The sequence below is a fragment of the Leptospira ainazelensis genome, assembly GCF_016918785.1.
GTDB lineage: Bacteria > Spirochaetota > Leptospiria > Leptospirales > Leptospiraceae > Leptospira > Leptospira ainazelensis.
In genome coordinates, this window is sequence record NZ_JAFFPT010000027.1 from 76,148 (window position 1) to 88,777 (window position 12,630).

Annotated in this window: 7 protein-coding genes and 2 pseudogenes; 7 read left to right on the plus strand and 2 right to left on the minus strand. The window is 42.2% G+C overall.

Annotation, left to right across the window (positions count from 1 at the left end; genetic code table 11):
* Nucleotides 1–48: 48 nt before the first annotated feature.
* Entirely contained in the window at nucleotides 49–1,458 is a 1,410-nt protein-coding gene (locus JWG44_RS07965; RefSeq protein WP_205274433.1) for an OmpP1/FadL family transporter, read from the minus strand.
* A 97-nt stretch (nucleotides 1,459–1,555) separates the two neighbouring features.
* Between JWG44_RS07965 and JWG44_RS07970 the strand changes: the two genes are divergently transcribed.
* The 6 genes and pseudogenes from JWG44_RS07970 to JWG44_RS22745 all read left to right on the plus strand — a co-directional run.
* On the plus strand, nucleotides 1,556–2,674 hold the full coding sequence (locus tag JWG44_RS07970; RefSeq protein ID WP_205274434.1) for an oxygenase MpaB family protein: 1,119 nt from the start codon (nucleotides 1,556–1,558) through the stop codon (nucleotides 2,672–2,674).
* A gap of 4 nt (nucleotides 2,675–2,678) precedes the next feature.
* The gene (locus tag JWG44_RS07975; RefSeq protein ID WP_205274435.1) at nucleotides 2,679–3,344 is read left to right on the plus strand and encodes a transmembrane-type terpene cyclase; all 666 of its coding nucleotides are present in this window, start codon (nucleotides 2,679–2,681) and stop codon (nucleotides 3,342–3,344) included.
* 3 nt (nucleotides 3,345–3,347) lie between these two features.
* Nucleotides 3,348–8,639, plus strand: coding sequence for a trifunctional serine/threonine-protein kinase/ATP-binding protein/SpoIIE family protein phosphatase (locus JWG44_RS07980; RefSeq protein ID WP_205274436.1), 5,292 nt, complete (start codon nucleotides 3,348–3,350; stop codon nucleotides 8,637–8,639).
* Between the two features lie 143 nt (nucleotides 8,640–8,782).
* Nucleotides 8,783–9,427, plus strand: a complete 645-nt coding sequence (gene pdxH / locus JWG44_RS07985; protein ID WP_205274437.1) for a pyridoxamine 5'-phosphate oxidase — start codon at nucleotides 8,783–8,785, stop codon at nucleotides 9,425–9,427.
* A gap of 230 nt (nucleotides 9,428–9,657) precedes the next feature.
* Nucleotides 9,658–10,581, plus strand: a complete 924-nt coding sequence (locus JWG44_RS07990; RefSeq protein ID WP_205274438.1) for a DUF4349 domain-containing protein — start codon at nucleotides 9,658–9,660, stop codon at nucleotides 10,579–10,581.
* A gap of 310 nt (nucleotides 10,582–10,891) precedes the next feature.
* Nucleotides 10,892–11,330: pseudogene (locus JWG44_RS22745) on the plus strand (transposase); the annotation flags it as partial.
* Nucleotides 11,331–11,539: 209 nt separating this feature from the next.
* On the opposite strand, the gene JWG44_RS08000 reads toward JWG44_RS22745, so the two are convergent.
* Entirely contained in the window at nucleotides 11,540–12,085 is a 546-nt protein-coding gene (locus tag JWG44_RS08000; RefSeq protein WP_205274439.1) for a DUF1564 domain-containing protein, read from the minus strand.
* 222 nt (nucleotides 12,086–12,307) lie between these two features.
* Here JWG44_RS08000 and JWG44_RS22260 point away from each other — a divergent pair.
* A pseudogene (locus tag JWG44_RS22260) lies at nucleotides 12,308–12,583 on the plus strand (IS110 family transposase); the annotation flags it as partial.
* Nucleotides 12,584–12,630 lie beyond the last annotated feature (47 nt).

A 12,630-nucleotide genomic window follows, 5' to 3' on the forward strand; every position in this document is an offset into this window, starting at 1 on the left:
CGCAACCCTTGTGAGGTCAAGAAGAGAAGAGATCCGATCAATAAGATATCACTGAAATCGGTAGGAAGCGCCGAACAAGATCGCCGGAACATCCGATTGTAAGGACTGGGAATAATTGAGAACTCGAATGTCGTTCGGACCGAAAACGGAATGTAAAACCGCCCAGTCGTTTCCTTGGGACGCGACGATCTTTCTCGAAAAAAGATAATTGATCGCAAAATCAAAACTCCAGTTTCCGGAAAGAAAACTGAGTCCAAGAGTGGCCAACTGTTGAACCATAATTCCGGCTTGTAAGGCGCTCATTCCTTCCGAACGTACCACACCCGTGTTATAACGATAGCCCGTCCGATAGGCAAAGGAGTCTGACTTATATTCTAAACCGATCGCTCCGGCCCAAGCGTCGTGATAGGCAATATTCTGGGAGACAGTGTTAGTTTTTCCGAATGCGGTCGGAAACCAAGGATCTTCTAAGGTCTGTTTAAACGTTTGATTATACGAATTATAATTATAATAGAGGAAGTCGATTCCCAAACGAAAATTCTCGTTCCCAAAAGAAAAACCTACGCCGTGTTTTTCAGGAAGGTTGAATGTCGCCGAAACCCCCGTTCTTCTATAATTGTTTGCATCCCCGATTCCGACCTGCATTCCCCCGTCCAAGGGAAGAATATTTCTCGCCTGATAAGAATACGCCGCCTTGAACCAATCCGTAAACGAATAAGTGAGACCGAATATCGCCCCCATGGAATAGGCGTTTCTACTTCGATAATCGAAACCCTGTCCCGGAACTTCGAGCGTATGAGTGATATCGTAAAATCTTTGATAGGCGATCTGTCTGGAATAAATCGCCTCAATACCGAGACCGACCGAAAGATTCCCGAACTTGTAAGCCAACGCGTTAGTCATCTTTACTACGTAAAAGGTCGTCAAAAGATCTTCCTTGATCTTTTTGCTGTCTCCTATCGGTCCCGGAATATCGATTCCGGACCAATCCCGAAACGATTGTCCGTTAGGCGTCACCCTGAGAATCCCATCCACTTGTCCGTTTCCTCCGCCGGGAATATAAACTCCGACTCCGTAATTCAATCGATTCGTGATCGGAACGTTGAGACCAAAATAAGGCAGGGGTGCAAGAATATTATAATTCTGAGAATTAGTATACGCGTAATCCGCGTTCGGATCCGCGAGTCGATCCTTATAAGTGGAACGAATGTATGGAAGTCCGATACCGAATTCCAAACCGCCTTTTTGATTGATTGTCAGATTGGCCGGGTTGGTCGCGATATCCATAGGAGAACCGCCGATCGCAAGATTTACGCCTCCCATTCCCGCGTAGCGTGTATTATGCGATGGTTGAAAAAGACCGACGCCGAACAAGGAAGAAAAACCCATCAGAAAAACGATACATACAAAAAGAAAAATTTTTGAATGTTTTGGAAAATAGATTTTCGCATTTTGCATTGGCAAACTCTTTCGAATTTTAGAATTTTGGAAAGTTATTTTTCTTTTCAGCGTATCCAGGATATGGAAACTTTGTGACTCAAATAAGGAAAGTTCAATGCAAAATTTTACGAAATACAGAACTATGACCGATCCTTACGCCGATCAGATCATAGAGGATTATTTTCAATCCGGCGACCAAGAAAAACTCAAAAGTTTAATACTGTTCAATACGCTCACAAAGAATTTCGCACCGATCCCATCCGAACTCCCCGACTATTTCGAAGACTACTTTGAAAAGACGGGTGTATTACCGGAGTGGGCCGATCCAAAACAGATAGTGATCGCCGAAAAGATTTTTACTTCGTTCGGACCTCAGATACTCATGATCCTCTGTTGCAAGTCTTTGCCGATGAGTTATACTTGTGGAAACGGAGCGGAAGTCCTCGTTCATACCGGAAGACTGGTGGAACAGAATGGATCCACTGACAAGGTCTATCGAAGACTGATGGAAACAACCCAGTTCGTCGTTTCCGTTTTACAAGAAGGTGGTCTCTCTCCTCAAGGAGACGGAATCCGAGTGGCGCAAAAGGTAAGACTCATGCACGCATCCATTCGGCATTTTATAAAACAGTCAGGTCAATGGAATTCGGAATGGGGGGAACCTATCAATCAGGAAGATATGGCCGGAACTCTTCAATCCTTTTCGAGTTTGATCTTGGACGGGCTGGCTTTCTCGGGCATAACCCTTTCAACGGATGAAAAAAACTCCTTCATACATCTTTGGAGAGTTGTGGGACATATCCTGGGTGTTCTCCCGGAGCTTTCTCCCGAAAAAAACGAGGATGCGTATGCGATGGGACTTGCGATCTTTCAGGACCAGAGAAGACCATCGGAAGCCGGGAAAATTCTTGCCAAATCACTTTTAGATTTTATGGAATATATGTTGCCTGGAAATTTATTGGACGGGGTTCCCGTCTATTTTCTTCAAAGTTATTTAGGAAAGGAGAACTGTAACCTCCTTGGAATTCCCTGGGAAGAAAAGGAAATTTTAGGAGAGATACTTGAGAAAATCATGATGGACTTCGACAAAACCCTAAGCGGAAACGATCATTTTCAAAAACTTGTTTCTCATTTTTCATCCAAACTTATCCTAGGGATGGATCATTTTTACTATAAGGGTAAAAAAGCAAAATTTCAAATTCCACCTTCTCTGAAAGGGAACTGGGGAGTATAAAACAATGGAATTCTGGCAAAAAATTTTAACGGACCCGTATTATCTCGGAAAATTTTCCCCGCTCGAAAATTTCTTTCTATTTGTAGGAGTGATCTTCTGGGCCTACGTTTACTACGCGTTGATCGCGGATTCCAATCGAAAACAATTTATAGAAATGCCGGTCTTTATCGCCTGCGGGAACATAGTTTGGGAATTCCTCTGGGGATTCGTAATCCAAGAGGACATGGGGATCGTCCTAAACTGGGGATACAAGATCGCGTTTATTCTGGATATTTTCATCTTTATCAACGTGATTCGATTCGGACAAAAACAATTCAAAATACCCATCAGTATTTTAGAATATAGAATTTTACTGTTTGTTTTATTGATTTCCTGGGGCGCCTTGATCTACACCTATTACATAAATCGATACGATCTTTTTACAGGTTCGAATTCCGCATACATTCTCAATCTTTTTATTTCGGGAATGTATCCCGTTTTATTTTTGAGTATGGGAAATTCTAAACTATTTTCGTATCCGATCGCCTGGTGTAAATTTTTAGGAACCGTATTTTTTACCGTATTCTTATTCCTCTACTTCCCGAAAGAATACTTCGTCTTATGTCTGGGCGTTTTGGTTTTTATAGCGGATGCTTACTACGTTTACATATTTTCCAAACGTAGAACTTAAAAAATGCCTTTTCGAACGGAAACAAAGTTTTCTTCCTTCCGAATCAGGGAGATACTATTGGAAGACCACGTTTCCAGCATTTGTAGAGGCGTTTTAGAGGAAGAATCCGAAACCAAAATTCTCCGGATACAAAAGGAGAAGATAAAAGAGGAAGATTCTTTCTATTTCCTAAACGAATACGAAATCGGAAAGTTAGTGGACGATGATCAGATTCTAAAGCCTGAAAGGATTTTAAGAATCCAAGACAAGTATTGTCTTGTCTACGATAACATCGAATCCTCCTTATTAGGAAATCATTTAAACAAAGCGGATTCTCTTCCGATCCAAGAGTTTCTACAGATCGCGATTTCCATTACGGAAAATCTCATAGCCCTTCATTCCAAGGGAATACTCCACAACCAGATCAGTCCGAATTCCTTCTTTTACGATTCTCATTCAGGAAAGTCGATGCTCGCCTGGCTCGGTTCTTCTTCTCTTCTCATCGGAGAAAAAGGGAACCTTGCTCCTCTCCAAATCTCGCCTACGTTACTCGCCTATTGTTCTCCGGAAAGGACAGGAAGAATGAATCGGACCGTAGACTTTCGATCCGACGGTTATTCCTTAGGCGCGCTTTTTTATCAGATTCTCACCGGTAAACCTCCGTTTGAATCCAACGACCCGCTCGAAATCATCCATTCTCATATCGCGAGAGCTCCGGTTCCGGTGCACACGAGAAGATCCGAAATCCCTATTCAAATTTCGAACCTGGTCATGAAACTTCTTTCGAAGATGCCCGAAGAAAGATATTTCGCTTTGGAAACCCTTTCCAACGATTTGAAAATTTTATACGACTCGATCCGTTCCAGCCAAAGTATCTTGGAATTTATCCCGGCCTCCACCGAAAAAAAGGATAAGTTCCGAATCACTGAAAAACTCTACGGAAGGGATAAAGAAAAAAAAATCATAGAGGATTCGATTTCTTCTATATACGCGGGGGTCAGAGCTTCGATCCTTATCAAAGGAAAATCGGGAACCGGCAAAACGTCCCTTATGATGGATTCCGTTTTTTCTACTGACTTCAACGCATTAAGAATCTTTAAAGGAAAGTTCGACGAAGACAAAAAGGAAATCCCCTACTACGCGCTCAGACAAATCCTCGTGGAACTTTCCAATCACCTTTTGACACAATCGGAGTATGAAATTCAGAGTTTAAGAAGAGGGATGAGAGAAACCCTCGGAGAAAACATTCAACTTTTAGTCCAGCTCATTCCCGAAATCAGAAGTCTTATCGGAATTTCCCCGGAGCCGGCGGAAAACCCGAGCCAAAAGGACGATCAATTTTTGTTTATCGTCATCCTCCGTTTTCTTTCGATTTGTTTTAACCGGAGAAGTCCCGCCTTACTCGTATTAGACGATATACAATGGGCCGACCCTGCATCGATAGCTCTTATCGAATTCATTTCCAGACAAACCGATTGGGAAGGGATGCTTTTCGTTTTTATCTGCAGAAACGAAGAGGAGAATTCCGAATTTTTAAATCAATTTAGAAATAAATTATTAAGTTCTGAAATTCTACTGCAGGAAATTTCCCTGAAACCCCTTGATCGAACGATGATTCGCAGTTTTGTTTCGGACAGTTTGGACATCAAGACGGAGGACGCGGAAAAACTGGCGGACATTCTCTATCAAAAAACAAACGGAAATCCTTTTTTTCTCAATCAGTTTTTTAACGCTCTCTATACCGAATCTTTTATACAATATCGGGAAGGTTCGGGGATCTGGAGTTTGGATTGGGATGGAATCGTAAAAAAAACCGTAACCGAAAACGTCCTGGATCTGCTTACCGAAGAAATCAAAAGACTTCCCGAAGAAACTCTGAAGTTCTTAAAAGTCGCCGCTTGTATCGGAGGTCTTTTTGATTTGGGAACCCTTTCCCGTTACTTTCAGGATTCTCCCGAAATCATCGAAACTGGAATTCGGGAATGTATCAGACGAGGAATCATCATCTTTCAAGAATCGCAAGTCAGTCTTTATCCGATTCTTCAAATTCTTAAAAACGGAACTGAAGAAGAGATAAAACGCGATTCCATTTTTGAAGGGATCACGTTTCGTTTTTCTCACGATAAGATCAATCAAGTGATCAGCGAATCGATCGTCGCCGAAGATCGCGCCGAAATTCACAAAAGTTTGGCCTGGATTCTGATCCAAACGGATCGGAATTCTCCAAAACAGGAGAGAATCCCTCAAATCGCGAATCATCTTATCCGCGCTCAGAAAATTCTAAATTCAAAAGAAGAAGTCGATCTTTTTATCCATTACATTCTTCTCGCAGGAAACGCGGCGAAACTTTCGGCTGCGTTTAACACCGCTTATTCGCTTTTTACCCTTCTCAAAAAAAAGATCACGAAAGAATCCTGGAAGGAAAAAAAAGATCAAACCGTTCAGATTTACAAATCCCTCGCCGAATCCGCCTACTTTCTTTCCAAAACATCGGAAGCGGAGAACGCGGTTCAAATTCTGCTCGAGAATCTAAACGACAGAATCGAAATCGCCGACGTTCACTTGATGCAACTCGAAGTTATGAACGCAAAAAACGACTTGGAGGGCGCTTACAAGGTGGGGATCAAGGCCTTAGAGTCGATGGGAGAGTATTTTCCGGAAAAACCCGGAGTGTTAGTTCTTCTTTTTGAATTTCTCAAGATGATCTATTATCAAAGAGGAAGAAGTCCCGAAATCCTGGAAGACGCAAAGAAAAATCAAAATCCGTATAAGATCGAAGTGATCAACATTCTCACGAACATGTTGAACTATGGAAAACATTTCGACAGCAAACTCTTTGTGTTCTTATTTTTAAAACTGATGAACATCACTCTCAAAGAAGGAAATTCTCCGGTCAGCTTTTTCGGTTATGCCGGGTTCGGTTCTTTAGTTTTTGCCGTCACCGGAAACTTCCAAACCTCGCTTCGTTATTGGAAACTTGGAGAAAGAATTCTTACACTTTTTAACACGGATCGTCTGAGAGGAAGATTCTTGTTTGGAAAGAATATGCTCTTGGACTACTTTCAACATCCATTTTCAAAGCTCGTCCTTTTGGCGGACGACGCGTATCAAAAAAGCATTCAATACGGAGACTATCTCTGGGCCGCATTCTCCTTGATTTCGCATTCGATCTATCAATTGTATCATTCTGAAAATTCCGAAAGTTATCGCGAGGTTTTAGCAAAGGACGCAAAACGCGCGGAAAACCTAAACTATGAAATCACGTATTCCGTACTCGCGAGTTCGGATTATTTTATTCGAAGTTTGGAAGGAAGCGAAAAACCTAACGTCTTTTACAAGGACCAGGAAGTTTCCCTGGAAACTTTCGAAAATAAAATTTTGATTCCCTGCGGCAACGGAACCGCCTTTGCTTGGTATGCGGTTCTAAGAGGGAAGGAAACCTATCTTCACGGGAATTGGGAGGAAGGACTCGAAACGTTCGCAAAATTCAAAGAGGATCTGGAGAGATCCAGAACTATATTCATCTATTCGGAATACAGATTCTATCGTTCCTTACTTCTGATCCGCGCGTCGGAGAACGGAAGAAAAATTTCTTTGATGGATCGCCTTTTTATCCGGGGATCCGTGTCTCTTTTTAAAACCTGGTCCAAGGTTTATCCGGCCAACTTCTTGACTCACTACTACATTCTAAAAGCGGAATATTCCAATTTTAAGAACGACTATAAAACGGCCGAATTCTGTTTTGAACACGCTCTTTCCGCGCTTTCCAAAACTGAAAACAACCTGAGAAAAGCGATCGTCAACGAACTCGCCGGTTCTTGGGAAATCTCCAGAGGTAGAAAACAATACGGGAATTATCTCTTAAAAATCGCGCAAAAACAATATCGTTCCTGGGGAGCTTCGAAAAAAGCCGATCTCATCCAGGCGAACAGGGATCATATCGACGATGAAACCGGCTTTTTACTTCATACAAGAGAGGAAGCCTTACTCGATACGATTCTAAAATCAGCGGACAATCTCGATCTCAGGAGCGTTCTCAAGTCTTCACAATCGATCTCGGGAATTATAGAACAGGACGAACTTCTAAAAAAGATGATGCGGACCATCATGGAAAACGCGGGAGCTACGAGAGGATTTCTGATTCTTCCCAGACAAAACGGACTTTACGTCGAAACGGGACAAGATATCGAAGAATCTGAAAACGTCTTACCGGAACCTTTGCTTTTGGAAGCGGCGGGAGAACTACTTCCGATCGAACTCGTTTACTATTGTTACCGTTCCGGGCAAAGAACTCTTCTTGGAAACGCTTCGAAAGAATCCTTGTATTCTCTCAATTCTTATATCGCGACCCACCAACCTAAGTCTCTTCTTTGTCTTCCGATCACAAAACAGGGTAGAATTTTGAGCATTCTTTATCTGGAGAATCGACTGACCTACGGCGTGTTCGACGAACACAGATTGGAAATTCTCGAAATACTGTCTTCGCAGGCGGCTATTTCATTAGAAAATGCTAAACTCTATGAAGACATCACGCGGTTGAACTCCGAATTGGAAAAGAAGGTAGAATCAAGAACTCAGGAGCTGATGCATTCCTTAAAGATCATCCGGAAGGATCTTCTTTATTCCAAAAAAATTCAGAGAAGTATTCTTCCGGAACATCCCGTTCTCGCGGGAATTTTATATTCGGTTTCTTATCAACCCATGGACGAGGTGGGCGGAGACTTTTACGATCTTTTCGAACTCAAACCCGGGGTGTATCGTTTTTTTGTGGCGGACGCGACTGGACACGGAGTTCAGGCTGCGCTGATCACGATGGCTATCAAAAGCGAATACGAACATCTAAAAAAAGTCCATAAATCGCCGGCCGATCTTTTGAAAGAATTGAATTTCGTGATTCTTGAAAAATTCAAAACGTTGTATCTCACGTGTATCGTCGCAGACATCAACGTAAAATCACACACGCTGGAATATTCTTCCGCAGGTCATCCCGCTCAAATTCTTCTGAGAGAGGGAAAGGCTGAATGGATGCACAAGACCGGAGCGATCCTTGGTCTGAAAAAAAATTATGAATACTATTCCGAAAAATTGAAGTTGAAAACCGCCGATCGAATTTTTCTTTTTACTGACGGAGTCTACGAACAATTCAACGGCGGTAAAAACGAATACGGAGAGATTCGTTTTTTAGAATCGATCCGCACTTCCGATCTTTCGACGCCCGAAAAACAACTTGTAAGAATTCAAAAAGATCTCAACGAATTTTTACAAGGATCCGCGATCCAAGACGACCTTACTCTGATCATAGTCGAAGTCCTCTAATTCTTTGGGACCGTTTTTTATTCCGGTTTCATTTCCAAAAAAAAGAAAGGTTTCCTTAACGAACAGAGGAGAATTCTTAAAATTGAAAATCGGATTCTAATTTTTACTTTTACTTTCGAGCGGGAAATGCTTTCTGAAAAGAAATGACTTCAAAAATTGCTGACATTAGAAGCAACTATACCCGTTCTTCTTTGGACACCGCGGATACCGGAAACGATCCGATCGAGTTTTTTCAAAAATGGTTTCAGGAAGCGGTCTTATCCGAAGTTTTCGAAGTCAACGCGATGACCTTGGCCACGGCTTCCAAAGACGGAAAGCCGGATGCAAGAACCGTTCTTCTAAAAGGAATCAGCGGAAGTTCTTTTCAATTCTTTACAAATTATGAAAGTAGAAAGGGAAAAGAATTGGAAGAAAATCCGAGAGCCTGTCTTGTTTTCTTTTGGTCCGAACTGGAACGTCAGGTTCGAATCGAAGGAAACGTGAAAAAAATTTCCAAAGAAGAATCCAAAGAATACTTCCATTCCAGGCCGAGGGAATCTCAGATCGGCGCCCACTCTTCTCCCCAGAGCCAGGTGATTCCGGATCGGAAATTTTTAGAAGAGAGATTTCAAAAATTTTCATCCCAATTCGAAGGAAAAGAAGTGGACCTTCCCGATCACTGGGGAGGTTACGCGGTCGAACCGGAAAGGATCGAATTCTGGCAGGGAAGATCGAGTCGGCTTCACGATCGAATTGTGTTTGAGAAGAATCCGGATTCTTCTTGGAAGAAGTTTAGAGTCGCTCCTTAATATCAGTCGATCATTCCTTTTTTTTGGAAGAATATAACCCAAAACGTCGAGCGTAGGAACTCCATCGTTTTTTATTGCAAGTTTTCCGAGTGTTCAAAGCGGTTTCTTTACGCTTTGGAACGCGGCTCTATTGATTTTTAGAGTTGTAATTGGAACCTTTTCCGAGAGAATTTCGGTCCTTTCGTATGTTAAAGAATTCGAAAACGCACTTCTGATCCGGAGAAATAACCTTGAAAAAATCGATTCTATTCTTATTAACAATTTGTATTACTGCGCTCGTTGTATGTAGCAAAAAACAAGAACCTAGCTCCGAAACCGCCTCCGGGGAAGCTGAAAAAACGGCGATGAGAAGCGCCGATGTTTCCGGGCAACTTGGTTCACCGATGGCTCCTTCGGAAGACTCAAAGAAAGTTTCGAGTGAAAAGGAAGAAAGCGGTTACAAAAATTCTTTTGATAAAACCGACGATCAACTGGGAAAAATTTTCGCGCCGATTGGACTTACAACGGAAAGACTGCTCGAATACAACATTCAACTTTCTTATGAATGTAAGGATCTCGTAAAGACAAGGAAAGAACTTTTAGACTATATCGCCAAATACGGTTATTTGGAAAGCAGTTCCGCGATCAATTCCAGAACTCCGTTTATGAGCGTGAAAATGCACGTTCGTACCGCGAAGTTATACGAAGCGCTTTTGGATCTCGACAAACTCGGGGTTTTGATCTCCGAAGACATCTCGACGATCGATCACACCGAAGGAATGGTCTGGCAGAAACGAAAGACAACGCGCGAAAAAATCCGTCTTTCAAGAAGAAACAACGCCAATCAGCAAATAGGCGCGGCTTCCAAAAACTGGGAAGTGATCGAAGAATCGATCGAGAGAAGCGAGGACGAGCTCGACCTTGCGGAACAGGAAACCTGGAAGATCAAGGACCGAGTCAGTTGGGCTACGATCTCCGTCAGTTTCGGAACACCGACACCTCCGGACGCGATTCAAGTTCCGGAATATAAAAACGCGCTTGTCGGAATCTTAAACGCCTTTTTACAACTGAGTTATTATTTGTTGTGGATTTTTCCGTTCGCGCTCATCGCGAGTGTTCTTGTTTATTACGGAGGCGTTTTGTTTCAAAATTTGAGAAAGAAGTTCGGGAAGTAGATAAGAATTTAGAACCCCGCAGAGAAAGGAAAGTTTTGTCGGAATTCCGACAAAACTTTCTCGTGAAAGTCGAGCGCCCCGCCCTGTTCTTGCGTAACCTTACCCACAAGTTGGAAAAAATATTTGGAATCAACAAGGGTTACTTTCAGCATTTTTGTGGAGTTCCTACAAAAGCTCTGAAAGAGAATATTCCTTGCAAAATTATAATTCCGTGATATAGCAAAATCACCCGGAGTTTTCCCCTCGCCACTCCACCCAAGAGCCTGTTGAAAAAGAGGTGCAATATTTACGAATTTGCTAGATTAGCACAATGGCAAAGTTCAAGAATACAGATCCGAATTTGCTGAGGATGTATGTTTTAGACTTTCAGGAATTGTTCGGAGAAAGAGGACATCCGATCCACGGATTTAAGAAAGTCATGGAACGTTTAGATTTTGAGGACTTCGAGAAGAATTATCAAAATGACGAAGCTGGTCGGGTCGACCTGTTTCGTCTTCGAAGAAAGTGATTTCGGCCCTTTTCTATTCCATCTTAATCGGCAATCTTTCGACGAGAGAACTCTTGTACGTTATCAAAACTCAGGGTAGAGTTGATCTATCTTTTGGATGGAGAAGAATTGGATCATACATTTATTTCCAAATTTCGAAAAGTTCATAAAAATGAAATCGAGGATCTATTTCGGAGACGGTATTTCTTGGAATGAAAGCGGCCTTATCGACTTTGAAACGATTTCCATAGATGGGAGGAAGAGAAACGGTATTGGTCTTCCTCGATTTCGATGGGTGAGAATGGAGCCTCTAATTTGTATATTTTCAAAGGCGAAATTCGCTGGGATAATCTGAGCAATTACGCAGGAGTTCGTTGTATAAAATAGTTTTTGTCCGGGTGCAGAAGGGGGTGTCGAAAAAGTTGTTATTCGATATGACTCCGGGTAGATTTCGTAGAAAAACGCTTTTGACTAATTCGGAAACCAATCTCGGTAATCTAAAACGTAAAAAAGGGAGCCAGGTTCGGTTTGAAGTCTTCGAAAAACAAGATTGTATCGTAGATCGAGATGAAGGATATAACTGTAACAGTTGTGAAATGCGGGAGCTCCCGCATTCACTGTCTCCACGATAGAATCCCCGACTCCCAACTCTTCCAACCACAGCAGATAATTAAAAAGATAACAACGGGAGACACCGTGTGTCTGCGCAAGCATTCCTAAATAAGTCCAGCTCCCGGTACTCAGGCGGATATTCACTCGTTTCATTTTCTCTTTTCCAGGACTCGGCTGATACAATGTCTTACGTGCGTTTTCTCCAAGCCGTCTCGTCGAGGTAAGATATTTTCCATACCTTCTCAGCAATTGGGGAATTTTTTTCGGCAATGATTTTGCGTCCTTTACACTCACGCCCAACCGATCCAAAGTGCTCTCCGGAATCAACAGAGTTACGGTATCCATTCGACTTTCCTGAAGACTTGAAGAAATTTCTTCATCCGCATTGAACGTTAAGTATCCCATACCCATTTCAGTTCCTGGATCACTTTCAATCGGAGGCGATTCCCTCAAAAAAACAGTTTTTCCGAGTATTTTCTCGAAGTTTTTTGCGGCCATTCCGCCCTTTTCCCACAAAAGACTATCTTAGACAAAATGGCACACCTTCCTGGACTTGAAAAACGTGGGTTAGATGCAAGCTTTTGCATTTATCACAAGACAAGAAAATGACAGAAGGCACGAAATGAAATATATGTAGGAATAGATTTTCACAAAGAAACGATCGGTATCGCCTATTTAACAGGAAATTCAAAAGATTCGGTGAAAGATTACCAAGAACGAAAGAGACTCGGATCAAGAAATTCATTCATAAATTGCAGGAAGGGAGATATGCAGTGGAACGTTGTTACAAAGCCGGAGAACTGGATATCCACTTTACAGATATTTAAAGTCTTTACGGTCGATTGCAAAATAATCGCCCCTGGAAAGATACCAAGACAAAATTCGGATCGAATCACAAGAGATTCTCTGATTTTCTTTTTCAACAGGCTCCCAAGGAACTCAGTGCATAG

Excerpts from the sequence above, each read along its gene's own strand:
- JWG44_RS07965 (WP_205274433.1), bottom strand. The coding sequence starts at position 1,458 with ATGCAAAATGCGAAAATCTATTTTCCAAAACATTCAAAAATTTTTCTT.
- pdxH (WP_205274437.1), top strand. The coding sequence starts at position 8,783 with ATGACTTCAAAAATTGCTGACATTAGAAGCAACTATACCCGTTCTTCT.
- JWG44_RS07970 (WP_205274434.1), top strand. The coding sequence starts at position 1,556 with ATGCAAAATTTTACGAAATACAGAACTATGACCGATCCTTACGCCGAT.
- JWG44_RS08000 (WP_205274439.1), bottom strand. The coding sequence starts at position 12,085 with ATGGGATACTTAACGTTCAATGCGGATGAAGAAATTTCTTCAAGTCTT.
- JWG44_RS07975 (WP_205274435.1), top strand. The coding sequence starts at position 2,679 with ATGGAATTCTGGCAAAAAATTTTAACGGACCCGTATTATCTCGGAAAA.
- JWG44_RS07980 (WP_205274436.1), top strand. The coding sequence starts at position 3,348 with ATGCCTTTTCGAACGGAAACAAAGTTTTCTTCCTTCCGAATCAGGGAG.